The 26,908-nt window shown below is 64.6% G+C and carries 31 protein-coding genes; 5 read left to right on the forward strand and 26 right to left on the reverse strand.

What is annotated here, in order from left to right; genetic code table 11:
• Positions 1-229: 229 nt before the first annotated feature.
• The 3 genes from puhE to bchJ all read left to right on the forward strand — a co-directional run bounded on the left by puhE (position 230) and on the right by bchJ (position 3,608).
• Positions 230-1,183 (forward strand): putative photosynthetic complex assembly protein PuhE, encoded by a 954-nt coding sequence (gene puhE, locus ABC977_RS16360; protein WP_369668352.1) that lies wholly within the window; start codon positions 230-232, stop codon positions 1,181-1,183.
• 472 nt (positions 1,184-1,655) lie between these two features.
• Entirely contained in the window at positions 1,656-3,011 is a 1,356-nt protein-coding gene (gene hemN, locus ABC977_RS16365; RefSeq protein ID WP_369668353.1) for an oxygen-independent coproporphyrinogen III oxidase, read from the forward strand.
• 3 nt (positions 3,012-3,014) lie between these two features.
• The gene (gene bchJ, locus ABC977_RS16370; RefSeq protein ID WP_369668354.1) at positions 3,015-3,608 is read left to right on the forward strand and encodes a bacteriochlorophyll 4-vinyl reductase; all 594 of its coding nucleotides are present in this window, start codon (positions 3,015-3,017) and stop codon (positions 3,606-3,608) included.
• 480 nt (positions 3,609-4,088) lie between these two features.
• Here bchJ and pufA (ABC977_RS16375) read toward each other — a convergent pair whose 3' ends face one another.
• The 22 genes from pufA (ABC977_RS16375) to ABC977_RS16480 form a co-directional block, all read right to left on the reverse strand.
• The gene (gene pufA / locus ABC977_RS16375; protein ID WP_369668355.1) at positions 4,089-4,283 is read right to left on the reverse strand and encodes a light-harvesting antenna LH1, alpha subunit; all 195 of its coding nucleotides are present in this window, start codon (positions 4,281-4,283) and stop codon (positions 4,089-4,091) included.
• Positions 4,284-4,368: 85 nt separating this feature from the next.
• Positions 4,369-4,596 carry a light-harvesting antenna LH1, beta subunit gene (pufB, locus tag ABC977_RS18335; RefSeq protein WP_439849201.1) on the reverse strand — a complete coding sequence of 76 codons (228 nt, stop codon included), beginning with the start codon at positions 4,594-4,596 and terminating at the stop codon, positions 4,369-4,371.
• Positions 4,597-4,673: 77 nt separating this feature from the next.
• A complete protein-coding gene (gene pufA / locus ABC977_RS16385) occupies positions 4,674-4,868 on the reverse strand; it encodes a light-harvesting antenna LH1, alpha subunit (RefSeq protein WP_369668356.1) in 195 nt (64 codons plus the stop codon).
• Between the two features lie 307 nt (positions 4,869-5,175).
• Positions 5,176-5,370 (reverse strand): light-harvesting antenna LH1, alpha subunit, encoded by a 195-nt coding sequence (gene pufA / locus ABC977_RS16390; RefSeq protein ID WP_369668357.1) that lies wholly within the window; start codon positions 5,368-5,370, stop codon positions 5,176-5,178.
• 87 nt (positions 5,371-5,457) lie between these two features.
• Positions 5,458-5,601 carry a light-harvesting antenna LH1, beta subunit gene (pufB, locus tag ABC977_RS16395; RefSeq protein ID WP_369668358.1) on the reverse strand — a complete coding sequence of 48 codons (144 nt, stop codon included), beginning with the start codon at positions 5,599-5,601 and terminating at the stop codon, positions 5,458-5,460.
• A 146-nt stretch (positions 5,602-5,747) separates the two neighbouring features.
• Positions 5,748-5,942 carry a light-harvesting antenna LH1, alpha subunit gene (pufA, locus tag ABC977_RS16400; protein ID WP_369668359.1) on the reverse strand — a complete coding sequence of 65 codons (195 nt, stop codon included), beginning with the start codon at positions 5,940-5,942 and terminating at the stop codon, positions 5,748-5,750.
• Positions 5,943-6,028: 86 nt separating this feature from the next.
• Positions 6,029-6,175: a light-harvesting antenna LH1, beta subunit gene (gene pufB / locus ABC977_RS16405; RefSeq protein ID WP_369668360.1), complete on the reverse strand. Its 147-nt coding sequence runs from the start codon at positions 6,173-6,175 to the stop codon at positions 6,029-6,031.
• A gap of 618 nt (positions 6,176-6,793) precedes the next feature.
• Entirely contained in the window at positions 6,794-6,988 is a 195-nt protein-coding gene (gene pufA, locus ABC977_RS16410) for a light-harvesting antenna LH1, alpha subunit (RefSeq protein ID WP_369668361.1), read from the reverse strand.
• A gap of 86 nt (positions 6,989-7,074) precedes the next feature.
• Positions 7,075-7,218, reverse strand: a complete 144-nt coding sequence (gene pufB, locus ABC977_RS16415) for a light-harvesting antenna LH1, beta subunit (RefSeq protein WP_369668358.1) — start codon at positions 7,216-7,218, stop codon at positions 7,075-7,077.
• 373 nt (positions 7,219-7,591) lie between these two features.
• Positions 7,592-8,698, reverse strand: a complete 1,107-nt coding sequence (pufC, locus tag ABC977_RS16420) for a photosynthetic reaction center cytochrome PufC (protein WP_369668362.1) — start codon at positions 8,696-8,698, stop codon at positions 7,592-7,594.
• On the reverse strand, positions 8,695-9,744 hold the full coding sequence (gene pufM, locus ABC977_RS16425) for a photosynthetic reaction center subunit M (RefSeq protein ID WP_369668363.1): 1,050 nt from the start codon (positions 9,742-9,744) through the stop codon (positions 8,695-8,697). Before pufM ends, pufC begins: the two co-directional genes overlap by 4 nt.
• A 10-nt stretch (positions 9,745-9,754) precedes the next feature.
• Positions 9,755-10,597 carry a photosynthetic reaction center subunit L gene (pufL, locus tag ABC977_RS16430; protein WP_369668364.1) on the reverse strand — a complete coding sequence of 281 codons (843 nt, stop codon included), beginning with the start codon at positions 10,595-10,597 and terminating at the stop codon, positions 9,755-9,757.
• 220 nt (positions 10,598-10,817) lie between these two features.
• Entirely contained in the window at positions 10,818-11,060 is a 243-nt protein-coding gene (pufA, locus tag ABC977_RS16435; protein ID WP_369668365.1) for a light-harvesting antenna LH1, alpha subunit, read from the reverse strand.
• 82 nt (positions 11,061-11,142) lie between these two features.
• Entirely contained in the window at positions 11,143-11,286 is a 144-nt protein-coding gene (gene pufB, locus ABC977_RS16440; RefSeq protein ID WP_369668366.1) for a light-harvesting antenna LH1, beta subunit, read from the reverse strand.
• A gap of 343 nt (positions 11,287-11,629) precedes the next feature.
• Entirely contained in the window at positions 11,630-11,824 is a 195-nt protein-coding gene (gene pufA, locus ABC977_RS16445; protein WP_369668367.1) for a light-harvesting antenna LH1, alpha subunit, read from the reverse strand.
• 86 nt (positions 11,825-11,910) lie between these two features.
• Positions 11,911-12,054: a light-harvesting antenna LH1, beta subunit gene (pufB, locus tag ABC977_RS16450; protein ID WP_369668368.1), complete on the reverse strand. Its 144-nt coding sequence runs from the start codon at positions 12,052-12,054 to the stop codon at positions 11,911-11,913.
• 171 nt (positions 12,055-12,225) lie between these two features.
• The gene (gene bchZ / locus ABC977_RS16455; protein WP_369668369.1) at positions 12,226-13,680 is read right to left on the reverse strand and encodes a chlorophyllide a reductase subunit Z; all 1,455 of its coding nucleotides are present in this window, start codon (positions 13,678-13,680) and stop codon (positions 12,226-12,228) included.
• Positions 13,674-15,263, reverse strand: coding sequence for a chlorophyllide a reductase subunit Y (bchY, locus tag ABC977_RS16460; RefSeq protein ID WP_369668370.1), 1,590 nt, complete (start codon positions 15,261-15,263; stop codon positions 13,674-13,676). Before bchY ends, bchZ begins: the two co-directional genes overlap by 7 nt.
• A gap of 34 nt (positions 15,264-15,297) precedes the next feature.
• Positions 15,298-16,263 carry a chlorophyllide a reductase iron protein subunit X gene (locus ABC977_RS16465; protein ID WP_369668371.1) on the reverse strand — a complete coding sequence of 322 codons (966 nt, stop codon included), beginning with the start codon at positions 16,261-16,263 and terminating at the stop codon, positions 15,298-15,300.
• Positions 16,264-16,322: 59 nt separating this feature from the next.
• Positions 16,323-17,264 (reverse strand): chlorophyll synthesis pathway protein BchC, encoded by a 942-nt coding sequence (gene bchC / locus ABC977_RS16470; RefSeq protein ID WP_369668379.1) that lies wholly within the window; start codon positions 17,262-17,264, stop codon positions 16,323-16,325.
• 122 nt (positions 17,265-17,386) lie between these two features.
• Positions 17,387-18,508: a methyltransferase gene (locus tag ABC977_RS16475; RefSeq protein ID WP_369668372.1), complete on the reverse strand. Its 1,122-nt coding sequence runs from the start codon at positions 18,506-18,508 to the stop codon at positions 17,387-17,389.
• 53 nt (positions 18,509-18,561) lie between these two features.
• Entirely contained in the window at positions 18,562-19,431 is an 870-nt protein-coding gene (locus ABC977_RS16480) for a polyprenyl synthetase family protein (RefSeq protein ID WP_369668373.1), read from the reverse strand.
• A gap of 119 nt (positions 19,432-19,550) precedes the next feature.
• On the opposite strand from ABC977_RS16480, the gene crtD reads away from it, so the two are divergent.
• Positions 19,551-21,092, forward strand: a complete 1,542-nt coding sequence (crtD, locus tag ABC977_RS16485; protein WP_369668374.1) for a 1-hydroxycarotenoid 3,4-desaturase CrtD — start codon at positions 19,551-19,553, stop codon at positions 21,090-21,092.
• 20 nt (positions 21,093-21,112) lie between these two features.
• Positions 21,113-21,961 (forward strand): carotenoid 1,2-hydratase family protein, encoded by an 849-nt coding sequence (locus ABC977_RS16490; RefSeq protein WP_369668375.1) that lies wholly within the window; start codon positions 21,113-21,115, stop codon positions 21,959-21,961.
• A gap of 366 nt (positions 21,962-22,327) precedes the next feature.
• Here ABC977_RS16490 and ABC977_RS16495 read toward each other — a convergent pair whose 3' ends face one another.
• From ABC977_RS16495 to ABC977_RS16510, 4 genes are all read right to left on the reverse strand, one after another.
• Positions 22,328-23,467, reverse strand: a complete 1,140-nt coding sequence (locus tag ABC977_RS16495; RefSeq protein ID WP_369668376.1) for a phytoene/squalene synthase family protein — start codon at positions 23,465-23,467, stop codon at positions 22,328-22,330.
• Positions 23,448-24,983, reverse strand: a complete 1,536-nt coding sequence (locus tag ABC977_RS16500) for a phytoene desaturase (protein ID WP_369668380.1) — start codon at positions 24,981-24,983, stop codon at positions 23,448-23,450. The genes ABC977_RS16495 and ABC977_RS16500 overlap by 20 nt, the downstream gene beginning before the upstream one ends.
• A gap of 234 nt (positions 24,984-25,217) precedes the next feature.
• Entirely contained in the window at positions 25,218-26,099 is an 882-nt protein-coding gene (bchO, locus tag ABC977_RS16505) for an alpha/beta fold hydrolase BchO (RefSeq protein WP_369668377.1), read from the reverse strand.
• An 89-nt stretch (positions 26,100-26,188) separates the two neighbouring features.
• Positions 26,189-26,908 (reverse strand): VWA domain-containing protein (locus tag ABC977_RS16510; protein WP_369668378.1); only part of this gene is annotated, 720 nt, incomplete at its 5' end.

Here is a 26,908-nt window from a genome sequence, read left to right on the forward strand (position 1 = left end):
CGAGGCCGTCTTCATCTGACGCCTTTTCAACCGTGCCGAGACACGGTTCGTGAAACCCCTCGCAATCGGAGGGGTCCTTTTTTCGGCGCCCTTCGATGGGCGCCTTTTTCTTTGCCTGTCGCCGCGACACCCCGACATCCGCATGACCTCCTTGCCGGGTTCGGTTACACTCTCCCGTTTGTGGAGTCTGTCGGCGATCCTGCGGATCGTCGCTTCATGAGCCCGCCTGATGCTTTCTCAGTACCTCGCGCCACTTCTCTTCGCACTCTTCGTCTGGTGGTTCAGCACTGGGGTCGTTCTTTACCTCAATCGCCTTCCTCGCCAAACCTACCCATGGAGCATGCTCGGCGCGACCCTGCTTCTCACGCTCTCCTTGTTCGGTCTCGTTCAACAGAGTGCGAACGCCAGCGTCACAAGTGCCTATTTGGCTTTCACCTATGCCGTGTTCATCTGGGGCTGGCTCGAGATGAGCTATTTCATGGGCCTGGTGACCGGCCCGCGGAAACAGCCCTGCCCGGTCGGATCCAGCAACTGGGCGCGCTTTCGGCTTGCGGTGCAGGTGAGCCTCTACCACGAACTGGCCGTCGTTGGCCTCGCAGCCTTGATCGTGTGGCTGACCTGGGGCCAGCCGAACCAGGTCGGCACCTGGACGTTCCTGGTCTTGTGGTGGATGCGCTGGAGCGCGAAGCTCAATCTATTCTTCGGTGTACCCAATCTCAACGAGGACTGGCTGCCCGAGCACTTGCGCATGCTCACCAGCTTCATCAAGAAGAAGCCGATCAACCTCCTGTTCCCGATCTCGGTGACGGTCGCGACCATCCTCGTCGCCCTGCTGATGCAACGCGCGCTCCTGCCGGATGCCGACCCGTTCGTTGCCGTATCCCTGACGCTGATTGCCACGCTGCTCGCACTCGGCATCCTGGAACATTGGTTTCTCGTGCTGCCGCTAGCCGATGCGGCCCTGTGGAAATGGGCGATCAGGCCCGAGCAGACTGGGCACCAGGGTGCGACCGAGGAACCGTCGGACAAGGAACAAGACGCGTCTGCAGAGACCGGGACATCGCCGGGGGACCCGGGCCGGCTACGCGCCCCTCGCGCGGAATCGCATCGCCGGACCGAGCCGCGTCCGGACCCTCCGCCCGCCCATCCGGCGGGCACCGCCCCCACGAACCCGGACACATAGCAACGAAGGAGCATCCTCATCTTGCCCGTGTTGTCTAGCCTGTCACGCTTTCGCCCTGGATCTTGATTTGAGTCAAAGAAACATGTCATGGCATTCGTTAGCGTAGGCGTCCGCGGCAGCCCGACTTGGCGACGGCAGAGACAACCTTGAATCACCCGTCACCGGACTACTGCGCAGGTGGTCCGCGTTCGCCAATCGGCATCCAGGTTGGATTTGCTCGGGGCGGTCGCCTTCTGGTTCGTTTACGACCCGCGATCGTTCCGCGCTGCGAGGAAAACGACGTGCGCCAGACCCAGCGTAACCGGCACCATTTCGGTGTTGCCGCGCAGTCTCTGCGGAGGCCTGCCCTCAAAGAGGGTCGCGGTGACGGCTCGGCTCGGTATCTGTGTCCACCAACCAGGGCTTTCGTCTCCCGTCTACGCCCGGAGCGCCTGCCTAGCCACCGTCCCCGGACCAACACGGAGACCTCGCTATGAATCCTGCCCTGTCCGCCGAACCTCGGCTCCGCCCATCCGAGCAGTCTTGGCGGAACATCACCGTTCTGCCTCGGCCCGACCGTCTGAGCCCAACGGTCCGCTTGACCGACTATGTCGATGCGCTTGACCGTCTCGGGCAATCGCCCGACGAAGCCATCTCCATCTATATTCATCTTCCTTTTTGCGCGGTGCGCTGCCTGTATTGCGGTTGCAACACGACGATCACGCACAGCAGCGAACGGATCGACCGCTACCTCGATCACCTCGCGCAGGAAATGGATCTCGTCGTTCAACGTATCGGCAGCGACCGTGATCTGCTGCAGCTTCACTTCGGCGGTGGGACGCCGAACTATCTCAATGACTCGCAATTGGTGCGACTGATGGAGATGGTCTCCCAGCGCTTTCGCATTCTCGGCGAGACCGATAGCTCGATCGAGTGCCATCCGCGTCGCGCCAGTGCTGGCCAGTTGTCGCTGTTGCGCGGCTTGGGTTTTCGCCGCATCAGTTTCGGTGTCCAGGATTTGCAGCCCGAAGTACAGAGGGCGATCGGCCGCGTCCAGTCGCTCGAGATGGTCGAAGACGTCTACGGCATGGCCCGTGACGCCGGTTTCGAGTACATCAATCTCGACCTGATCTACGGGCTGCCCGAACAGACCCTCGACAGCTTTGGCGCGACCCTCGACGCCGTGATCGGCCTCGGCCCCGACCGCGTATCCTGTTACCCCTACACCCATACGCCCGACCTGCATCCGCATCAACACGCGATCGACGCGGCCCGATTGCCATCGAGCCTCGACCGGCTCGCGTTTTTCCACCGCGCCGTCGACCGCTTCGCTGAGTCGGGCTACACTTGGATCGGGCTCGACACCTTCGTACTCGATACCGATGAGTTGGCTATTGCCCAAGAAGAGGCACGTCTTCACCTGAATGGCATCGGCTACACCCCCGCGCCGACGCGGCACCTGATGTCCTTCGGACTCGGTGGCGTTACCGAGACCGGAAGCCTGCTGGTCAATAGTCCCTGCTCGATGAAGGACTGGCAGGACGCGATCGGCCAGCGCCGTCTTCCCATGGCACAGGGCCGTCGGCTCGACCCAGCGCAGCAACAACGGCGCGAGGCGATCATCGGGTTGATCTGCAATCTCGAGATTCCCATCGACCTGGCGGCCCTCGGCCTGCCGAAGGAGTTCGCTCGTGTTGCGCAATATGCCAAGGATGGCTTGGTCCAGATCGATGGCGATCGCCTGAGCCTTACCGACCGCGGTCGCTACTTCGTCCACGCCCTCTGTATCGATCCACAGCGGCATTTGCGAAGCGATGAGGCCCTCTGGCCTCTGCTACGAAACCTGTAGCCAATGGACACACCCTCAACCGCACGCATCGGCCCAAACGCCATCCGTCAAGTCGCGCAGGTGCTTCACGAAGACGACGAAAGCCTGCCTTTACGCGTCTTCTCGACCGCCGGGCTCCGCCATCACCTCGACACGCCTCCCGAAGAGATGGTCGACGAAGACGAGGTCGCGAGGCTTCAACAAGCCCTGCACGCGGTACTCGGCACCACCGCGGCCCGTGCCGTCTCTCGTCGCGCCGGCACTCGGACCGGCGATTACCTCCTGACTCACAGGATCCCTCGCCGCGTTCAGCCTATCCTGCGACGCATGCCGGCACCATGGGCCGGCCGAGTCCTGCTCCACGCGATCGCCAAACACTCGTGGACCTTCGCCGGCAGTGGCACATTTCGTTTCTCGGCCACCCACCCCGTCAGCCTCGAGATCGCCGGTTGCCCTGTCTGCCGGCACCTTCACACAAGGGAACCCGTCTGCGACTTCTACGCCGCAACCTTCGAGCGGATCTTTCGCTCTCTCGTGCACCCCGCGAGCCATTGCCAGCAGCTCAGCTGTGCGGCGGCCGGAGCTAAATCTTGCCTATTTCAGATCCAATGGCGCTGAGCGCAGCGGGCACTGCAAAGCACGTTCGAGCCCCTTGCTCGCCGCTAATTCCCGTCCCACCCGCGTTCAGTACCCCTGCCCAAGCCATTCCGCTACCCCTCTCCGGGATGCCCTTACCGAGACGCTGACCTAGTGGCCGACCCGGCCAGCGAGGAGCACGAAAGCCGACGACAGGATTTCCGACTGCCTCTCCAGTCAGTGGTTTTTCGCGACTGAACAGGCCGCAACTCCCGCCCCGCAAGGGCAGGCTGAATCGGCCAGCCCGCCTGGGTCACCGGCACGCGCTTTCCGCGCTTCGCCATCCCAAAAACAACAAAAGGGTTGCGACTCGTCGCAACCCTACTGTCGATCGTACCCGCCTTTCGCACCTGCCTCCAGGCCGGACATCGCCGCCCGCCCCATTCGGCCTCGTTTGCGCGGGGTAGAGGCCAACGAAGACTTCGGCTCCGTCGGCCCCCGCCTCCGCTCCGGACAAGGCCCCTAGTAGGGCAAGCCCGCCTCCGCACGGAGCGCCGCCGCCCTTTCCACCAGCGGGGCCGGCCGTCCGTCCGAATGCCAATCGAGGTCTTCCGTCGCCAACAGCCCGAAGTGGATCGTCAATCCGAGAAGAATCAGGAAAACGAAGATCGCGAGCAGTGTTGCGCGCGGATCCATGACACGCCAAATCTTGTACATGAATTCACTCCTATCTTAGTTGCCGAAGGCGCCGAGATTCCCAGCCGCCCCGCAAACCAAATCAGCTCGAGAATGCTTTCCCGGTTCAGATCCAGGGGAAGCGCAAATGGGTCAGTACGTGGGCCAGAACGACCAACGAAAACCACCCATACATGCTCGGCATGAAAATGCTGTGGAATTCCTTCGCTTCTTCGTCGGTTAGACCCGTCAGGTTGTATTTCTCGGCCATATCTTTACCCTCCAGTTCGTGGCCAGTCGGCCAGCTCTCAATCTGCCCATCCAGCGACGTCCGTTCTGAACGAGCTTCGCTCAACCCAATATCGGCGATGATCCGGCCCGGCTCCTTTCAACACCGCGCCACGGTCATCGCAGCCCTATCGGCCCCCTTTCTCAGTAAGGAAGGCCCGCCTCGGCCCTTTCGTGCGCTGCCGCCGCTGGGAACGGAGTCGGACGCCCGTCTTCCCACCAGTTCAGGTCGGTCGTCGTCAAAAGCAGCCCGTGTATGATGATGCCCAACGCGAACTGCAACCCGAAGATCGCAACCAGGGTCTCGCCTGGTTTCGTCAATTGCCAGATTTTGTACATAATTGAATCCCCTATCAGCTTAACGGGATCGGCTACCGACCATGGCGGACAGACCTACACGTCATGTCACGCACAGCCCTCGCCTCGTTTTTGTCGGCTGGCTCGGCGCATCGCGGCATCGCTTCGCTCCACTATCGAGCCGATCCCAGCCCGGCGACCCCACCAACGGTTCCGTTCACTTCCTTTCCATTCGCCGCGCCCGTTGCCGTCTACGCTAGCCTCGGCCCCGATCCGTCGCGAACCTATCCGCAGCCGGGGGCGCGCACTCCGTCGCTCGCTCCCGACAACCGCGTGTACATAGCCTCGTTCAATAAGGCAGGCCAGCGTCCGCGCGTTCCCAAGCCGCCTTCATGACCAGCGGCGCCGGTCGGCCATCTTCCCACCAGTTCAAATCCTCGGTGCTCAGCAGGAGCATGTGAATCAGCAGCCCCAGCGGAAGCAGGAAGACGGCGATCAGCAACAGGATCCCTCTTGGATCCAGGATCTGCCAAAGTTTGTACATAATCTTCTCCTAACACGTAAGAGTGGTCTGTTCGTCGAGCCTTCATTCATCGAGACATGGCCCGCGATGACATTGGCCACCCGTGCCCTAGATCCAGGGGAAGCGGAGATGGGTCAGGACATGGGCCAACACGACCAACGAAAACCAGCCGTACATGCTCGGCATGAAGATGCTGTGGAATTCCTTCGCCTCTTCATCGGACAAGCCGGTCAGATTGTATTGTTCAGCCATCGTAATCTCTCCAGTTCACTAGTCTCGCCAGTTTCCAATGCCAGGGGCCGCGCGCTCCCGTCCCGGTGCCACCGTCGGTTTGCCCCGCGCCCTGACTATTCGGGCCACCGTGCATAGGATCGGTGCCTCCGATCCGAACACGTTGACTAATACGGCAACCCCTGCTGTGCTCGCTCATAGGCCGCCGCCGCCTTCAGCGGGATCGGCCGCCCGTCTTCGTGCCAGTTCAGATCCACCGTCGTCAACAACAGCAAATGGATCAAAAGACCCAGCACGATCAGAAAGGCCGCAGTCGCCGCCAAGGTGCGGCGAGGATCCAGAATCAGCCATAGTTTGTACATAAGGTTCTCTCCAAAGCATCACACGTCGTAGCCGGACTCGCCCCGACCCTTGATGCGTTCACCATCTCGGGATGGGCGCCTGCCATCTAAATCCAGGGAAACCGAAGATGCGTCAGGACGTGCGCGAGGACCACGAGTGAAAACCAGCCGTACATGCTCGGCATAAAGATGCTATGGAATTCCTTCGCCTCTTCATCCGACAACCCGGTCAGATTGTATTGTTTCTCAGCCATGGATCATTCCTCACGTATTGTTTACAGGCTTCCGCCTTTTACGTCACAAACTGGTCACATCCTTTTCCGGAATGGGTAGGTGCAACCGGGTTCGGGAGCCGTTGCCTACTGCTGGTCTTCTCGCCGCTACTCCCCCGGACGCCGTCTAACGAGCCTTCACGCAAATTCGGTTTCTTTATCGCCAGCGCCCTCAAAAAGTGTCGCCGAAGGAGCCCGTCTTGCCGCCGCTGTCGATGCCACGACGATTGTCCTACCCAATGCGGCCTCCGGTACCTGAATCCCCGAGCCTGGCGACGGCGGCGGCGCGATCTCCACCGATTCGGCCGGGCGAGACCCTCATCACAGTGTCCCTCGCGCCGCCACCGCCTGGTTTCGTTCTCAGACCGCCTTGTGTCGTCCTTCGTCCCGGTTCCTTCGGTTCTGTCGAGACCGGGAGCAGTCCAAGCCTTATCCCTCGGGCAACCTTGCAGGTGGAGCCATTCTGACCCCGCGCCGGCGATCGACCCCACCGTGTCGCCGCGGGTTGCCACCTCCCGCTAGTCGGAGGCCACGCGTCGCCGGGGCAACGCGTGCTCCGCCGTCTGCAAAAGGTGGTCCGCCCGTACCTCCCTACAAAGATTAGTAGGGCAGGCCAGCCGCCGCGCGCTCGTAAGCGGCCTTGGCCTTCAGCGGCGCCGGACGCCCGTCTTCCCACCAGTTCAGATCGGTCGTGCTCAGCAGACCCGCGTGGATGATCAAGCCCAGCGCCACCAGGAAAACAGCAATCGCCGACAGGGTTGAGCGCGGATCCATAACTTGCCAGATCTTGTGCATGAGTTCTCTCCTATGCTAACGGGTTGGGATGAACGAACCTTTTCGTCACCCCGACGATTAAGTCATCGAATGTACAGGCTCGACCCTTAGATCCAGGGGAAGCGCAGATGGGTCAGAACATGCGCCAGGACAACCAGCGAGAACCAACCGTACATGCTCGGCATGAAGATGCTGTGGAATTCCTTCGCCTCTTCGTCGGACAGTCCGGTCAAGTTGTATTGCTCAGCCATGGATATACCCTCCAGTTTTCAAATTTGGCCTTGCGGCCGTTACCGCGGCTTCCCCGCGGCCAGGATCGTCGTGACGGTTGTCCAAATTCCTACGGCATCAACGCCCGGAACCGCCCCGCGAATCTCACGCTCCAACCTGCTGCCGCGCCTCGGTGGCGTCGCTCGACCCGGTCGAAGCCAAATCCAAGTCGCCACTCCCTCGACCTTCCTTCGTGCCTCCAGCACAGGACGACCTTCCCTGGTCGATCCCCTGTCAAAAGCCGCCTGCCCCGAGGCCCCGTCATCGCACGCGCCGCGTGGCCGACCTGGCTCGGGTGGTTCGTTCGGACCCGACCCTGGGTCCGCCCGAACCGGTCCTTGACCTCCTAGGTCCTTATTCCTCGGCCTCCGCCTCGGCCTCGTCGGCGACCGCGACCTCGACCGCTTCTTCCGCATCGGCCTTTGGCCCGGACGATGCCAGCTCCGGATAGTCCGCCAGCATCGAAACGCCGAGCAGTGGCTTATAGGCCTCCTGGTGGCACGTGTGGCAGCCGATCTTCAGCGCATCGCCCATCGGACCCCGGGCCTGGTCGGGCAGCAGCGGCAGCAGCGGGTTGATGTACTCGTTGTTCATCTCCCGTACGTGCTTGATCGCATGCCACGCCGTCACGCGGGTTGGCCGGCTGAAGTCCCAGCGCTCGAACGCACGGGCGTCGTGGCAGTACACGCAACCAACGCCCAGCGACCTCGAGATATGGAACATCAGCGCGAAGGTCTCCTCGGCCTTCTTCGTCTTCACGCGGCGCTGGCCAACCGGCAACGCGTCGGAGCCCGTCACCCGGATGTTCTGGTCCCCTTCCAGGAACAGCGACATCGGGTCATAGGGCAACGCCGAGTAGGTCGTGTGCCACGAAGGCATGTTCTGACCGAGCGGCGTCATCATCGACGGGATCGTGTTCGGCACCGGCTTCGACCAGACCCACTCTGGGATCGGGTTGCCGCGGTGGCAGGTGTAGCAGGTCACGCCCGTCTCGCCGACGTGCGCCTGCCAGCTCTCGTTCGCGTGGATCGTCATCTCCAGCATCGCGCGAGATACCAGCTTCGTGTAGGGCGCCTCGGCGGCCATGTCGTCGGGCTGATGGCAATAGGTGCAGCCTTCTTGCGGCGACACCCAGTCCGTCATCGCGACCATCAGCCGGTTGAACTCACCGATGCTCAGATGCCCGAGAACCGGAACGTTCTGATAGATCTCCGAGGCCCGCGGGCCATCCGGGCTCGCCGGCGGATGCGGCTGGGGTACGACGTTCCGCGCCTCCAGCTCCCGCCAGTGCTTCGGGTTGATGACCCACTGCATGCCGAGGCCCGGCGCCCCGAGTTCGTGGCTCTCATGGAAGAAGGGCCACTCGAACGGGAGGTTCTCGGTGTACTCGCACCCGGCGACCAGGGTCGTCGCGCCAACGGCGGCGACCAGGGTCAATAGCTTCTTGTTTCCTGCTTTCATTGCACACCTCCATCCCTCAGGGCCGGCACATAGACACCCGGGTCCCCAACGGGCAGGTAGGGATAGACGGCCCAATCACCGGAGCCTTCCGGCGCTGCCGGGTCAGTCACGCCATAGCCGGGATAGACCGGCGCGATGTTGTGCTTCACGGCCCAACGATGCCAGTTGTCGACGAAGGGACCAGTCAGATTGATCGCGAAACCGCCGCAAATCATCATCAGGGTCGCGAACCAGAAGCCCCAACGGTGGATCGACTCCATCGATGCGTTCCAGCCCATCGTCCAGCGCCAGAACAGCGCCGCGCGCTCCGCCGCCGTACCACGATCGACGATCTGATCGATCTCTCGGTCACCACCGAAGCGACTGACCGCCAGGATGGTGCCACCATGCATCGCCCAAAGCAGCGCCGAGCCGTACATGAACGCGATGCCCAGCATGTGGAACGGGTTGTAATAGAAGTTCCCGTACGACAGCGAGATACCGGTCAACCAATCGAGATGCGGGAACCAACCCATCGGCACGCCTTCCGACCAGTCACCCATCAGCAGCGGCCGGAAGAAGCCAAGCGACAGGAAGAACCAGATGGCCGCCGCGAAGCCCCAAGCCACATGCGTGCCGAGACCCAGATCACGTGCCCGGACATAGGTCCGAACCCACCACAGCAGGATCGACATCGTAAAGAAGAACCCGGCGATCAGCCACATCCCGCCGTCCCACAGGACCGGGATATGCAGGCCGTTACCCGGTGGTGGCGGCTCGAGCGCCAGCCACGGGAAGAACTTGACGAACAGGATCGGGTTCCATTGCACCGATGCCAGCATTCCGATGCCGACGATCAGGAAGGCCAGGAAACCGGCCATCAGCGAGGCCAGCCCCCAGAACCCCAGGTAAATCGGCCCAATCTGCGCATCGCCGATCTTGCCGAGCCAGTAAGATGGGTAACCACCCTTGCCTATACGAGGCAGTCGCCCCTTCGGCAGCGGCACACCGGGATAGACCGGCGCGCGTACCTGCACTCGCGTGAAAATATTGAAATATTGAGGCATTTTCGTCTCCTTAGGCCCACCATGGGAACTTCAGCCACCAAGTCCACCACTCTGGCCACGGACGGGTCCAGAAGGTTGCTGTGGTGAGATTCAGGATGCCGCACCAGAAGCCAGCGCTCAGCGCCAGGAACAGACCCAAGCGATGGATGCCAAGGGCGCCGATCGAATAGCCGAGCACATCACGGAAGTAGGTGTTTTCGTGCTCTGCGGTCTTGACCGTCTCGCCTTTCTTCGGGTTCGTGTGCGACAGAATCACACCGCCATGCAGCGACAGGGCGAAGGCACTGGCATAGAAGAAGGAAATCGCCAGCATGTGCCCAGGATGGTAGTGATAGTTCAGCTGTTGGTAGCCGATGTTATTGGTCCAGTCGAGGTGGCTGATGATGCCGTAGGTCAAACCGTGGCCCCAGGAGCCCAGGATGACTGGCCGAATGAACACGGCCGCCGAGTACGCGAAGATCGCGAAGCTGAACGCAATCGGGATGTGATAGCCGATACCGAGCTTGCGGCAAATTTCGACCTCACGAAGCGCCCAGGAGATGAAGGCACCCAGCGCACAGATCGTTATGAGCTGCCACACCAGACCCTCGCCGAATGGCGGAACCTGCAACAACCCGTAACTGATATCCGGCGGGGCGATGTTGACCAAGAAGATATTCCCAGCCGCTGGGGCCTCGGGCCAAGTGTAGACGGCCCCGACCACGATCAAAAAGATACCCGTGATAATGCACAGCATCGCAGTGATGCCGAAAAAGCCCACATAGAAGGGGCCTACCCAAAAGTCGAAGGCGTTACCCCCGACAAGGGTCCCCCCCCTGACTCTATATTTCTTCTCAAAACTGAGCATGGCCATTGTGTATGTTCCTCTGCTGCGAAGGCCACCCGTCAGGTCGCCTCCTCTTAGCGCTACCGGCCGCGGCGGGCGCTTCCCGTCATTCGCACTCTGAACTGCCTGCGTCTTAGGCCGGCGCCTGATTCGATCCAACCCCAATCGTCATCGACGCCTCCGCGCCAATCTACTCAGGCACTCGACCAAGCACCGCCGCTTACCCCGCGCGCAACCTGCCCCGCTCTTAGTACGGGAGACCCTGCTGGGCACGCTCGTAGGCCGCGGCCGCTTTCAACGGAATCGGACGACCGTCGGTATGCCAGTTCAGGTCATCGGACTTGAACAGCAGGATATGAATCAAGAGCCCCAGGAAGATCAGGAACCAAGTCAGGAACCACAGCGTGCGCGCCGGGTCGAGAATCTTCCAGATCCGGTAGGTGCCGTCCTGCGGGCGCTTGAGATCGCCTTTTGTCAGCGTTGTGTTCATCAAATGCTCTCCTTTACCGTCATCGGGTTTTCTTGTGCCCTGTGTTCACGCCACGTACGGGTGGCTTGGAACACAGCGATCATCAAATCCAGGGAAACCGGAGATGCGTCAGCACATGGGCAAGCACGACCAGCGAAAACCAGCCATACATGCTCGGCATGAAGATACTGTGGAACTCCTTCGCCTCTTCGTCCGTCAGTCCGGTCAGATTGTACTTTTCAGCCATGGATTTACCCTCCAGATGTCGATGTAAGCCTTGCGGCCATTTGTCTCTATCGCGCTGCGACGGAATCATCACTTCACCGATTCCGCCAGGCGAATTCCGTTAACCAATCCTTTTCACCACCCGCGGCCTCGGTTCGCCTCGTTGCCGTGACCTTTTATCCCATGTTTCCGAACTTTTCCATGACCTGCCTTAACCGAATTGCAACTGATGTTCTTGACGGTTTCAGTGGGTCTGGTCGATCAGGCTGCCGGCGCGAATCAGGGCCATCGCATTCGGCTGGGGTGACGCTATTCGGTCTCTGCGATCACCCCGCCGCCTGCGCAACGCGGACCAGGACAACCCGTCAATACGGGAGACCCTGCTGAGCGCGGTCATAGGCCGAAGCTGCCTTCAGCGGAATCGGGCGACCGTCTTCGTGCCAGTTCAGATCCTCGGTTGCGAGCAACAGGAAGTGAATCAGAAGCCCCAGCGGGATCAGAAAAACGGTGATCGCGATCAGGACTTGGCGGGGATCCAGAAGTTGCCAAAGTTTATACATGTGATCTCTCCTCTATTTGAAACGCGACGGCCCGCACATCTTCGTTCAGGTCGCCAGCTGACATCTCGGAAATGGCCGGTCCGAGACTAGATCCACGGGAAGCGCAGGTGCGTCAGCACATGCGCCAGCACGACCAGCGAGAACCATCCGTACATGCTCGGCATGAAGATGCTGTGGAACTCCTTCGCCTCTGCGTCGGACAAACCAGTCAGGTTGTATTGCTCGGCCATGGTTATACCCTCCAGTTTTCAATGTCGGCCCCGCGGCTGTCGCCGCCGGACATAGAAGGTCGTGACACACAGAGATCACGACTGTTTGCCTACCCGGTGAGCCCGGGTGGAATTTCACCTCGCAGGCCGCCTCGCCGCCGCTCTCCACCTCAGGCGATCACGCGCGTACGGTCAGGCCGCCCGCCCTTCCTTCATCGCCACCCGGGCACGGTGAACCCGTTCCGCCGTCACCCGTTCCTCGCCCGCCTCCCTCGCGGCGCGCTCGGCTGCATCACGCAATCGCTTCGCGACCGATATGCGCACCAGGACCGGGTCGGACTCCAGCATCCGATCCAACAGCGCCTTCGCCTCGTCGTCCCATGCCATCTCCCGATGCAGCCGCGATGGGGTCGCCTCGACCCGGTCTAGATCCGCACCGAGCGGCAGCACATGAAACAGCGCATCGAACAGGGCGTTACAGACCTCTTGAATCAGATAGGTCGCCCCCGCATACCCCATGAACGGGGTTCCGGGATGCCGCCGCACGATCGTCCCAGGAAACGAGGCCGGGACGTAAATCGCACGAGCCCCGCACTCGGCAAGGTACATCCGTTCGTTGTAGCTCCCGAACAGGATCAAGGGCGTCTTGTTCGCGACCGCCTCGCGCACCGCGTCGTTGTCGGACTTCTGCCCGGCCGACCGAGGGATTGCAAAGTGACAGGGCATCCCCATCTCTTCCTCTAGAAAATGCCGCACTCCTCGGACGTAGGTTTCGGTCGCGACGATCGCGAAGCTCGCGGTACCGAAGAAATCCTGCGTCGTCGATCGCCACAGATCCCAAAGAGGCTTGACGGTCGTGTGCTTTTCCCGCTCGATGAACGGCTCCGGGTCCAGCTCCAGCAGTTCCCCGAGCGCCCGCAGGAACCGCGTCGTGCTCAGCAAACCGATCGGCGCCTGCAAGTACGGCTTATCGAGCGCCTCGCACAGGGCTCGCCCGAACTCCCGGTACAGGCAGATGTTCACATCCGCATCGGCCAGCCGCGGTATGTCGTCGATATGACTTCCCAGCGGGAAGACCATATTCACTTCGGCACCCAGCCCTTCGACCAACCGTCTCATTTCGGCGAGGTCGGACCAGGTGTTGAAATAACCATAACTCGGCCCGATCAAATTGACGGTAGGCTTGGCTTTCGGAGCAGGCCGGTTCGCTCTGCCCGCCCGTCTCTTGGTGCCGTACTCCTTCCATAGCCAATAGATCGCGCGATCGGCGGTCTGCCACTGGTCCTCGTCGATCGTGCGGGCCAGAAAACGGTGGACATTGCCCCCGCTCGAGACGACGCCCCCACCGATCATCTCCGCAATCGAGCCTGTGACCACGACACTCGGCTGCGTCGGGTCGAGCGTCGCCAGCGCCCGATTCAGTGCCTGCTCGGTACCGAGCTGACCCAGCTCCTCTTCGCCCAAGCCGGTCACTACGATCGGCAATTCGTCCGGCGGCAGCGCGTCCGTATAGTGCAGCACCGAGGTCACCGGGAGGTCTTCGCAGCCGACCGGCCCATCGATAACCACCTGCAAGCCTTTGACCGCCGTGAAGACGTATACCGCGCCCCAATACCCGCCGGCCCGATCCAGATCGTGAATCAGCATGACCGCGCCACCTTTCCGAGCCCGAGCTGTTCACCGCCGGCTTCGTCGGTGAGCCTCAGAGCCGGATGACTGGACGGGAGTCGATCCCAGATACCCGACCCAAGCCCGACGCCGACCCCAGCGAAGAAGGCGTCCATCTCCTCGTAGCGCGCACGACTGGCGATGGCGGCGTTGACGACCTGTGACAGCGACCCCGCACCGGCCGGCCCCATCATCGGCCGAACCGAGATCAGGTTCGTGAAGTACAGGCCCGGAATCGGCATCCGCTTCGCTTTCGGGTTGCCCGCCGGCGTCACGATCGCCAAGTCCGGACGGAATTCCTGCATCGCCGCGGTGTCGTGCTCCAGCGAGGCCCGATACTGGATGTGCACACCCTTCGCGAGCAACCATTCCCGATCCGGGTCCGACCAGCGCGTCCGCGGACAGGCTGTCCCGACGTACCGCACATCGGCGCCGCTTTCGATCAGCAAGCGAGCCACCAGTAGCTCCGAGCCCTCGTAACCGGACAGCGTGATCCGGCCCTTGATCGGCGCTTGCGACAATGCGGCCTTGATTGCCGGCAACAGTCGATTCTTGACGCCGTCGACGCGCGCCCGCGCCAATCCGCAGGCATCGCCGATCGCATCGAGCCAAGCCGCCGTCCCGTCATAGCCAACCGGCGCCGACCCGACGACCGGCCGCCCTGCCGCCTCGAACTCGCGAACCGACGACCGGTATTGCGGGTGGATCGCGGCGACGACGGCGCAATCGAGCGCGGCATAGAGCTCGCGCCATTCGCGCGTCGGGACCATGGGCCCGACCGCAAGGCCGAGCGGTTCCAGCATCGAGCCGATGACGACCGGATCGCCAGGGAACAGTTCGCCGAGCAGCGTGACCGTCGGACGATCCGCGACGCCTTGCCGCGGCGCCTGCACCGGCCCCTGCTCGGCCTCGGCCCGCGCGTAGGCAAGCATCGCCCCGGCCAGGATGTCTTTCGCCTCTGCGTGTGTCGGCACCCCGAAACCAGGCACATCGATGCCGATCACGCGGACGCCGTTGATCTGCTTCGGCAGCAAGCGCAGCGGCACTCCGGCCGCCGTGGGCACGCACAGGTTGGTCACGATGATCGCGTCATAGCGCTCGGGATCGGCGATCTGATGAACCGCCTCGCGGATATCCTCGAACAGCTTGCCGCTGACCAGCGTTTCGGAATCGAAGGGTACATAGCCGACGGTCCGGCGAGCCCCATAGAAATGCGACGTGAAGGTAAGACCGTAGACACAGCATGCCGACCCACACAGAATCGTCGCGGTCCGGCGCATCCGCAGCCCGACACGCAGCGACCCGAACGCTGGGCACATGGTCTGCGGCCGATCGTGCGGGCCAGCCGGATAGTCCGCCGCGTACTGCCGCAGCAAAGGCCCCTGGCCCGCCGCCTCGGTCGCACGGCGCAGCTCATCGCCACCAGCGTGACAGCCACCGGATGCGGGCAGTCGCGCCGCCGACCCGACGCCATTCGGTGCCACGCCGAAATCGGTCGACACCGCTTGCGCGTCCGACGGATTCTGGGTCACACCCTGGCCATGTGGCTGCTTGCTGGTCATCGAGCCCTGCTATACGGTCAAAGATTGATGAGCTTCAGACGTTGTCGTAGATGACTTCGAGAGACGGCTTCGTGCTCCTCCGCTGGCCACACATATCCTCGTCGGTCGCCGGTTCCAACGCGATGCTCCGACCCACCTCATCCCCTTGAAACAGGTTCAGCAACGCCTCTTGCGTCAGCGGACGCGGCTGCACGGGCGCGGCCTCGGCGACCCGCACCGCGAGCCGCTCGAACAGATCGCCCCATTCGTCGCCCGGGCGACCGATGATCTGATAACTCGCGCTCTTGCGCCGAATCCCATCGTCCGCCGGGATCTCCGCGAGGACCGGTATGCCGGCCGCCGCCGCGAACGCCTGCGCTTCCCCGGTCCCATCGTCCTTGTTGATCACGATGCCCGCGACCCCGACGTTGCCACCGAGCTTGCGGAAATACTCGACCGCCGAACAGACATTGTTCGCGACATACAAGGACTGCAGGTCGTTGGAGCCGACGACGATGACCTTGTGACACATGTCGCGCGCGATCGGGAGCCCAAAGCCCCCGCAGACGACGTCACCAAGAAAGTCGAGCAGAACGTAGTCGAAATCCCATTCGGCGAAACCCAGCCCCTCGAGCAACTCGAAGCCATGGATGATGCCGCGCCCGCCGCAGCCTCGCCCGACGTCCGGCCCACCCAGCTCCATCGCAAACGCGCCGTCGCGCTTGAAGCAGACATCGCTGATCTTCAGCTCCTCGCCGGCGAGCTTCTTCTTCGCGGCGGTCTCGAGGATCGTCGGACAGGCGCGACCGCCGAATAACAAGGTCGTGGTATCGCTTTTCGGATCGCACCCGATCAACAGCACCTTCTTCCCGAGCTGGGCCATCATGTACGACAGATTGGCCAGCGTGAAACTCTTGCCGATACCACCCTTGCCGTAGATCGCTATGATCTGCGTCTGCTTCGCTGGCGACGCGACGGACACGGAATCACCCGCGCGCTCGCTTTTTCGATCTGTGGTCATCACCGGTTGCACCGTCTTTAGCGCCAAGTTGCCCCGAACTGTCCGAGCCGTCCAAGCCTTCATGCGGCGATCCTCCAGTCCAGGACCATTTTCAGGCAAGCCGGATCGTCAAAGGCCACGCGGTAAGCCGATTCGGCCTCCGTCGCGGGCTGCTGGTGCGTAATCAGGTCATCGAGCGACAAACGGTCGGCATCGACGAGGTCCCGCACCGCAACCAGATCCGCGTCACCCCACTCGGCCGCGACGCGAATCCGCACCTCGCGCATGAAGGCCGGCGGGAAGGCGAACGACAGCGGCTCGTCGTAGAAGCCAGCCAGCACCACCTCGCCACGCGGCGCCAACCGGGCGATCAGATCGTCCAACAAGGACGCATCCCCGCTGACGTCATAGATGGCTCGATAATCGCGACGCAGATCCTCCGCAGGATCGACGACGCGATAACCGACCGCACCGGCCGCGCGCTGCGGGTTGCGCTCCCACACGACAGGTACCTGATCGGTGACGGCAAGCGCAATGCGAGCGAGCAGGCGCCCGAGCACGCCATGACCGACGATCAAGTCGGGTGCGTGCGCGCCGTCGACCGACAACGCGTGATAGGCCGTAGCCGCCAGCGCCAACAGGATCCCCCGCTCGCCGAGATCCTCGCGAATCGGCACCGCACGCCGACCCGGCACGACCAACCGGGAAGCGGCTCCGCCAAACAACCCGCGCACATCGCCAAAGCACCGCGCACCCGGAACGAAGACCCGCTCACCGACTTGACGCCCGGAAGCCGGCCCGGCCGCTGTGACACGCCCGACCGATTCGTAGCCCGGCACCAGCGGATAACCCATGCCGGGAAAATGCGGCATGCGACCCGACCATAGGAGCCGCTCGGTCCCGGTGCTGATACCGCTCCACTCGATATCGACGACGACGTCCTCGTCGCCCGGAGGCGACAAATCGAGCCGACTCAGCGCGAGCCGCTGCGGCTTCTCGAGGACGACGGCGAGGGCGTTCATGGTCACTGATGATGTCGAGATTCCAAGTTGCCGAAAGGGTCTTCACCCAAGGTTTTCACGCTGGTGTCAGTCTAGCCTGACTGACAGGATTGTCAAGCGCGTTTTACACCCAGGCGCCGGGGTCATGGGCGGGCGACCACCAGCCGGACCAACATCGGGCGACGGGTCGGCAGGATCTCGCAGCGCGTGAAGCCCGCCTTGCGCAGCAGGGCGATGATCTCGTCCGGTGTCCGTGAACGGCCACGCCCCATCGCGAGCAGGTAGAAACCGAAATAGGCGTCGCCGATCGGTTCGGCACCGGGCGTGTCCGACATCGCCTCGGCAACGATCAAGGCCCCGTCATCGGGCAGCATCCGACGGACCGAGCGAAAGATGGCCTCGACGCCGACATCGTCGTGGTCGTGCACGACCCGAACCAACGACACGAGATCCGCGCCCTCGGGCAGCGGATCTGCCAGCATGTCACCACCCACCGCCTCGGCCCGGTCCGCGAGCCCGACCTGCGCGAAGCGCGCCCTAGCCCGATCCGCGACCACCGGCAGATCGAACAGCATCAGGCGCAGGGCCGGAACCCGGGCACCGACGGCCGCCAAGAAGGTCCCCTCCCCGCCGGCCACGTCGAGCAAGCAACGATGACGCTCGAACGGGTAGGCATCGATGACGTCGGACGCGATCAGCGGCTGTGACGCGGACATCAGCGCGCTGTACTCGACGAGCCGCTCGGCGGCCAATTCGTCGGTGCGTCCACCCGCCGCGTACGGCCAGTAGTTGGCCATCAGCGTGTCCTTTTCCTCGCCACGCAGCAAGGCAACCGGATCGTGAAGGTCAGCGTAGAGGATCGCGTGATGCTCCACCATCGCCGCGATCCCGGGGTTACCGACCACGGCCGCGCCGAGCTCCCCGAGACCGTAATCACCGTTGGCGCGCCGCTGGGCCAGGCCCAGTGCCGCGGCGGCACGGAGCAACCGCTCGGCCGCGTCGACGGACAAGGACAGCCGCTCAGCCAAGTCGACGATCGAGCGCGGTCCCTCGACCAGCGCGTCGAACAGCTTCAGGCGAACACAGGCGAACAGGATCTGCGAATAGACGAAACCGGCTACCAGGTCGAAGACCGCGCGGGCGCGACGCTGCGCCACCTTGCGAACGATCGGGACTCCGGCGACCCAGCGCTGAAAGCGGGGACTGGCGATCAGGCGATCACGGACGCCCAGGGCCCGGTCACGCAACGTCAAACGTGCTTGCAATGGGAATCTCCTTGGCGAGCGACGCGGACAGGCACGGGCACACCCGCCCCATGTCAGGCGCCACGCCGTGCTAGTTCCTTCGGAAGGAGCCTCGACACCTCGGCGCGGATCAACTTGCGCAGGTCTTCGGCGCCTGGACAGGGGGGTATCGCGCCGACCGCCGCGGCCACCAGCTCGTCGAGGCGCGCCACGGCACCCGCGATGCCGAGCTCACGCGCGGCGCTCGGACGATCATGGGCCTGATCCTGCCCGGTCGGCTTACCCAGGTCTTCGACATTGGCCGCGACATCGCGGATGTCATCGGCGACCTGATAGGCCTCGCCGAGCCGCTCGCCAAAGGCCCGCCAGGCCTCGGGATCGGCACCGGCCGCGGCTGCACCGGCCGCGGTCGCCGCAGCGAACAGGGCCGCCGTCTTGGCCCGGTGATACTCGGCCAATTCGATCCGCGGCTCGCATTCCCAGGCCTGACCAGCGATGATGCCCGAGGTCATGCCGACCGACCCGCCAACGATTTGCAAGAGCGGAGCCAGACGCTCGGGCGCCGTCCCGACGGCGCGCGCCAGCGTCTCGAACGCCAACACGATCAAGGCGTCCCCAGCCAACACGGCCAGGCGCTCGCCGAAGGCCTTGTGTACCGAAGGCTTGCCGCGGCGGATCGGCGCGTCATCGAAACAGGGCAGGTCGTCATGCACCAAAGATGCGCAATGCAGCAGTTCGATCGCGACCGCGGCGGCATCGGCGACGCCCGGTGCGTCATCGCCACAGGCCCAGGCGACGGCCAGCGCCAAGCGCGGGCGGATGCGTGCGCCACCGGGAAAGACCGCGTACCGGATCGCCGCGGCCAGCCTCGGGGGGCAGAGCGGGCCTTCGGCAGCCGTCACGGCCGCGTCCAGGGCCTGCTCTATTCGCGTCGTCGCATCCATCGGATGGCCTCCCGGGCTCAGGTTGGGAAGTGTCACCAGTGGTTGTCACTGGCAATGTCACGTAAGATAGACACTCGCTAGTGCCCAGTCAATGACAGTGAAACGGGAGGCATCGCAGCGTGAATACCAAGCGCGTGGTCGTCATCGGGGCCGGGGTCGGCGGTCTGGTCACCGCGATCGACTTGGCCCGGCAAGGCCTGGAGGTCACCGTCGTCGAGAAGGCGCAGGGGCCGGGAGGCAAGATGCGGGAGATCCAGGTCGGCGGCGCCGGCATCGATGCTGGGCCGACACTGTTCACGATGGCCTGGGTCTTCGAGGATCTGTTCGCCGACGCCGGCACGTCGCTGTCGGATTACATCCGCCTCGAGCGGGCCGAGGTCCTCGCCCGGCATGCCTGGAGCGAGACCGAGCAGCTCGACCTGTACGCCGACCTGGAGCGCTCGGCCGATGCGGTGGCGCGCTTCGCCGGCCCACACGAAGGTCGGCGGTTTCGCGAATTCAGCGCCCGCGCGAAGCAGATCTACGACACCCTAGAGGGCCCATTCCTGCGTTCGTCGCGACCGAATCCCCTGTCGCTGGTAAACCGCGTCGGCCTCGGCCGCCTCGGCGACCTGCGCAAGATCAAGCCCTACACGATGATGTGGGATTCGTTGTGCGATTATTTCCAGGATCCGCGCCTGCGCGCGCTGTTCGGGCGTTACGCGACCTACATCGGCTCCTCGCCATTGCAGACACCGGCCACGCTGATGCTGATGGCTCAAGTCGAGCAGAACGGCATCTGGCTCGTCAATGGCGGCATGTTCGCGTTGACCAAGGCGCTCGAACGCCTGGCCATCGAGCGCGGCGTCGCGTTCCGTTTCGGTAGCGAGGTTCGCTCGATCCAGGTCGAAAACGGGCGCGCCAAGGCCGTCGTACTGGAAAACGGGGAGCGCCTCGACGGGGACGCCCTGGTACTGAATGCCGATGTCGCCTCGCTCGCGGCGGGCCTCTTCGGCAACGGCGTGGCCAAGGCCAGCGCGCCGGTCCCCGCGTCGCAGCGGTCGCTGTCGCTGATGGCCTGGACCGTCAATGCGACGACCTCCGGCTTCCCTCTGGTTCGGCACTCGTACTTCTACTCGCAGGACTATGTGGCCGAGTTCCGCGACGTGTTCGAGCGCCGGCGCCTGCCGGGGGCACCGACCGTCTACGTCTGCGCGCAAGACCGCAACGACAAAGACGGACAGGGGCCGGCGGGCCCAGAGCGGCTGCTCCTATTGATCTATGCCCCATCGAACGGCGACACGCACACCTATGAGCAAGCGGAGATCGAACAATGCGAGGAATTGACGTTCAGCTATTTGGAACGCTTCGGCCTGCGCATCGACCGGGGACCCGGCACCAGCGTCTTGACGACACCCAGCCAATTCCACCGCATCTTTCCCGCGACCGGCGGCGCGATCTATGGCCGAGCGGCCCACGGCTGGCTGGCGTCCTTCACGCGTCCAGCGTCGCGCAGCCGGGTGCCGGGGCTCTATCTGGCGGGGGGGAGCGTGCATCCGGGACCGGGCGTCCCGATGGCCGGGATCAGCGGGCGCCTGGCCGCCGCGACCCTGATCTCGGACCTCGCTTCGACCGGCCGGTCCCGCAAAACGGTTACGCTTGGTGGTACGTCGACGCGCTGAGCGACGATGGACGCCATGGGTTGACGCTGATCGCGTTCGTCGGCAGCGTCTTCTCGCCCTACTATGCTTGGGCACGGCGGCGCGGTCGCGGCGAGCCGGACAACTTCTGTTCGCTGAACGTCGCCCTGTACGGCGCGGCGGGCAAACGCTGGTCTTTGACCGAGCGGGGCCGCGCCGCACTCGCGCGGACCGCGGATACCCTGACGATCGGTCCGAGCTGCGTGCGCTGGACCGGCGACGCGCTGATCATCGACGTCGACGAGATCACGGCACCGATCCCGTCCCGGTTGCGCGGCCAGATCCGACTGCATCCTGGCACGGTCGTCGATCATCGGGTCACGCTCGACGCTAACGGTCGCCATCATTGGAGCCCGCTCGCGCCCTGTGCGCGCGTCGAGGTCGAGATGCACAGGCCGGACCTGCGCTGGTCGGGATCGGGCTACTTCGACACCAACTATGGCAGCGAGCCGCTCGAGGACGGATTCGCGTGCTGGGACTGGTCGCGCGCGAGCCTGCGCGATGGGGCCGCGATCCTCTACGACGTGATACGCCGGAACGGCGAGCGGATGTCGCTAGCCCTGCGGATCGCACCGAACGGCGCGGTCGAAGCCTTCGCGCCGCCGCCGCCGGCGGCCTTGCCGACGACCGGCATCTGGCGCATCGCGCGCGCGACCCAGGCCGATGCCGGCGAGTCGGCCAAAGTCGTCGAGACGCTCGAGGACACGCCCTTCTACGCGCGCTCGGTCGTCGCGACTCACCTGCTCGGCGAGCCGGTCACGACGGTCCACGAAAGCCTGTCGCTCGATCGCTTCCGGCAAGGCTGGGTACAGGTGCTGTTGCCGTTTCGGATGCCGCGCCTGGCGCGCTAGGAGCCGTCCGCGCGGCTCCGCCGCCGCGGTTAGGGACACGCTGAGGCGTTCGGCGTGTCCCTAAGCCCTCGACGTCGGGATGCCGACCTCGATGTCGGGATGCCGCCCTCGACGTCGGGATGCGCTGCGCTTTCCCGACCTACGAGCTGATGCGCGGCGTAGGCGCGGCTTCAGCCGCAACACCATTCGGCCAGACTGAAGTGCGGCTGTAGGTGCGGCTTCAGCCGCAACACCGTTCAGCCAGGGCCTTGGCCTTCGTGCGGCTGAAGCCGCACCTACATCCAATCGGTCGCGATCCAGCGGACAGCTCGGTCGCGATCCAGCCGACAGCCGCGCAAGCCTAGCGCGTTATTCTCCGGGAGTGGCCTAACCGGCTTGACCGTGGCGCTTCGCCGCGCGCGCCGTATGCTCCATCATCGCGACCGAGCGCATGTAGGCCATCCGCTTTCGGTCACGCTCCTCCAGGCGCTCGAACAAATCGAGCACCCAGGCAACCTGTTCATCGAGGCTGCGCTTCGATGGCCGTACCAGCACCAGGGATCCCCTCACGTCCGGCGGGGTTGGCGCCCGAGCCACCGCATCGACCAGATACTGGGTCTCGGCCAGGGCCGGGATCTCGCGGCCGCGCCGCTCCGGGACCGCCGTCGCGACCAGGATCCGCGACAACAGCGAGGCCTTGCGCGTGAAGGGCACGACGGCACGACTCGATACCGAATCATAGCCGTTGCGCACCACCTCCCGACCGATCTCGGCATAGAGGAAGCGTGCCGCGTGGATCCCAGCGCGACAACTCCGCGGCAGTTGCGAGATCCCGACGCCAGCCCGTTCGTAGAGCACCTCGGCCGCCTCGAGCAGCCGCGCGACGGTGCGACCGACCCCGTCTTCATAGACCGGGTCGCGCAGCCAGGCATCCGGGTCGACGCCCTCCTCGCGCAGCCAGTCCTGCGGCAGATACAGTCGTCCGGCACGGGCGTCCTCGCCGACATCGCGGGCGATGTTCGTCAACTGCATCGCGACGCCGAGATCGCAGGCGCGCGCAATGACCTGCGGATCCCGCCCGCCCATCAGCAGCGTCATCATGGCCCCGACCGTGCCGGCGACCCGCGCCGAATAGGCGTAGACGCCCGACAGGTCCGCGTAACGCCGCCCCTCGGCATCCCATTGGAAGCCCTCGAACAGCGCTTCGGGCAGGTCACGCGGGATCCCATAGCGCCGGACGACGGCCGAAAAGGCCTGGTCGGCCGGGATTGGCCGCGGCTGACCCGCGTAGATCATGGCCAGCCGTTCGCGCAAGTCGGCGAGCGCGCGCACGCGCTCGTCGGTCAGGTCGACCGCGTCGTCGGCGACACGGCAAAAGGCATAGAGGGCAACCGCCGCGTCGCAGACCTGCTGCGGCAGCAAAAAGGAAGCGGCGTAAAAGGAACGCGACCCGTCGCGCAAGGTGTCGCGACAGGCGGCGAGGTCTTCGGCGGATGCAAAACAGGCATCAAGGTCGGTCGGCTGCATCGGGTACCACCTTGTCTAGGACGCGGGCGGACGAGAGGACGCCAGGCAGACCCGCGCCCGGGTGGGTCCCGGCACCGACCAGATAGAGCCGATCGATATCCTCGCTGCGATTATGGGGCCGAAACCATGCGCTTTGCCAGAGAACCGGTTCCAGGCTGAAGGCCGCGCCGTGAACCGACAGGAGTCGATCGCGGAAGTCCAGCGGCGTCATCACGCGCGAGGTCACGACCTCCGACTCCAGACCGGGGAGCAGGGTCTCGCTCAGATGGGCGGCGATCGCCTGGCGATAGGGTTCGGCGCGCTCCTGCCAGTCGACCCCGCTCTCGAGGTGCGGGACTGGCGACAACGCATAGAAGGCATCGCAACCGGGCGGGGCCAGGGCCGGGTCGGTCGCCGTCGGGCGATGCAGATACAGGCTGAAGTCCGGGGCCAGCACCTTGTGCTTGAAGATGTCATCAAGCAACTCGCGGTAGCGCGGCCCGACCAGGATCGTATGATGGGGCACGTCCGGGTATTGGCGACGGGTGCCGAAGTACCAGATGAAGAGACTCATCGAGTAGCGCGACTTGCGCAGGCGCCGATCGGTCCAACGGCGCCGCACCTCGGCCGGCAACAGGTGCTGATAGGTCCAGGAGACATCGGCATTCGACACCACGACATCGGCCGGGATCGATTCGCCAGAGGTCAAGCGCACGCCGGTCGCCCGCCGGCCATCGAGCGTGATGGCGGCGACCTCGGCACCATAGCGCACCTCGTTGCCTTGACCGGTGATCAGATCGACGAGGCCGCCTACCAGACTGCCGGTACCGCCCATCGCGAAATGAACGCCCCAGTGGCGCTCGAGGAACGCGATCATGCTGTAGATCGCGGTGACATTGAATGGATTGCCGCCGACGAACAGCGGATGAAAACTGAGCGCGAAGCGCAGCCGTTCATCCTTGACGTACTTCGACACCAGGCTGTGAATGCTGCGGTGCCCTTGCAACCGCAGCAGATCCGGCGCGATGCGCGCCATGTCGGTCCAAGAGTCGAATGGGATGTGCGCGACCTGTTCAAAGCCGATCCTGAAGGTTTCTTCGCTGATCTTCAGGAAACGTTCATAGCCTTCGACATCCGACGGTGCGAAGCGCGCGACCTCGGCCCGCATCGCTGCGGCATCCCCGCTGGTATCGAACTGGGCGCCGTCATGAAAGCGAATCCGGTAGAAGGGCGACATCGGCCGCAGGTCGATGTCGTCGGCGAAGCGCCGACCGCAGAGCGACCAGAGCTCCTCGAACAGGAAGGGCGCCGTGACGATCGTCGGCCCTGCGTCGAAGGTGAAGCCATCTTGCCGGTGTACATAGGCCCGGCCGCCCGGGGCATCGAGCCGCTCGAGGACGGTCACCCGATAGCCACGCGCCCCGAGCCGCACCGCCGCGGCCAGGCCGCCGAAGCCGCTGCCGATCACGACGGCATGGGGCGCCCCGCGACGCCGGTTGGAACTGGTCGATGCGTGCTGGTCGTGCGGCGGCGTCATGGTCAAGTGTGCTGGTCCCAAGTCTGATCGTTCGCAGCCCGCATTATAGCAAGGGCCAATCTACGCCGGACACTTCCCGATACTCGATCGAAGCGATCCTGGCCTCCACCCGTCTCGCCGGCCGGAACTCGCCTCCCGGCAAATGCCACCCATGGCCATGCAGGGCGATCCTGGGCCGACATTGGGCCAACGTCGACGCCGGGGTCAGGACCAACTCAGCGGGGTGTCCGCCCGCTACAGGCCGACCTGGTCGGCAATCCGCTCGATCAGCGCCGCTACCTCATCGGGCCGTTCCTCGTGCGCGAGATGACCCAGGTCCGGCAACGGGATCAGCGTCGCCGAGGGGACCTGCTGCGCGCGCGTCAGCGCGGCCTCCGCCGGCGGAACCGACTGGTCCTTGTCGGCGGCGATCAGAAACAGCTCCGGCTCCAGCCGCGGCAAGTCTCGCAGCAGCGGCGCAAGATCCCACCTCGCCACCATCGCGAGCGTCGCGGCCACGTGCGCCGGACTGCACACCAGGCGCCGATACAGCGCGATCCCGTCGGGACCGAGACGCGATCCGGTCTGGTCGATCAGCCGCTCGATCTTGCCGGGTCGTGCCGCCTGGCGCGCAATCAGGCGCGGCATCCAATCGCCTTGCGCAAGCAATTTCGCCATCGGCGAATACAGGCGCCCCGCGGCCCCGGCGAACGGGCGCAACGCGCCATTGAGGCTGATCAGCGCCTGCGGCGCGATGCGCCCGTCCAGGCACATCCGCGCCAGGATCGCCGCGCCCGCCGAATGGCCGACGACCAACCGGGGCCGAACGTCCAGCACACCGAGCAGACCATCGAGCGCCCGCGCAATCCCAGGCAGCGACTGACGATAGGACTCGACCGGGCCGCTGAAGCCATGCCCGGGAAGATCCAGGGTCAGGACACGGAAACGACGCGCGAGCAGCGGGGCCAGGCCGCCCCAAGAATGGGTCGCCGCCGCCGTCCCGTGGATCAGCAGCAGATCTGGTCCGTCCCCCATCCGCTGGAGATGCCAACAGAGACCCGACGCCGACACGAACCGGCTATGCGCGCGATTCGGCCAATCCCGGCCGTCGGGGTCCCAACTCAGACGCCGCAGCATGCCAGCGCTCATCGAGCCGGGCCGGCCGCCGACACCCCGTCCGACTTCGCCCTCCCCGACCACGGCACCGGATCCCGCCACGCTGACGATCAATCCGCCGCCTGCACCGCGCGCGACAGGATGCTCGCGTCGGCATGGGGCAGCGGCAGATAGGTCGCGCCCATCTCCTGGGCCAGCCGCGACGCGCGTTCCTGGGGTCGCGGCGACGTATCCACGAGCAGCGCCGTCAATTCGGCGACCCGCACCAGCCGTGCCGAGGCCAGCGCGTCCTCCTCGGCGCGCGCGCGACCGCCGCTGCCATCGCGCGCGATGTTCGCACGTCCGTCGGTCAACAGGATCAGCACCGGGGTCCCTCCCCGCCGTTGCACGGCATCGGCCAGCGCGAGTGCGGCGTCGAGGCCGGCCGCGAGCGGGGTGCCACCCCCGCCGGGCAACCCGGCGAGGCTCCGCTTGGCGCGAACCAGCGACCGCGTCGGCGGCAACAGCAGCTCCGCCTCTCGGCCACGGAAGGCGATCAGGGCCACCCGGTCGCGGCGGACATAACAATCGGCCAACAGCAGCTCGACGGCCCCCTTGGCCTCGGCGAGTCGATGCAGCGCCGCCGAGCCCGACGCGTCGACGACGAAGATGGTCGTGGTTTCCGAGCGTTGTTTGTAACGCGTGATCCGAAAGTCCTCGGCTCGGACCTCGACCCGCGCTCGTTCGCTCCCGGCCCCGTCCCGGCCTCGCTCGGCCCGCCGGATGCGCTGCCAAGGCGCGGCGGCCCGCAAGGTCTCGACGACATTCATTCTCTCCCCGGCACCCCGTTC

The organism is Thioalkalicoccus limnaeus, assembly GCF_041197575.1.
In the GTDB taxonomy this organism is placed as follows: Bacteria; Pseudomonadota; Gammaproteobacteria; order Chromatiales; family Chromatiaceae; genus Thioalkalicoccus; species Thioalkalicoccus limnaeus.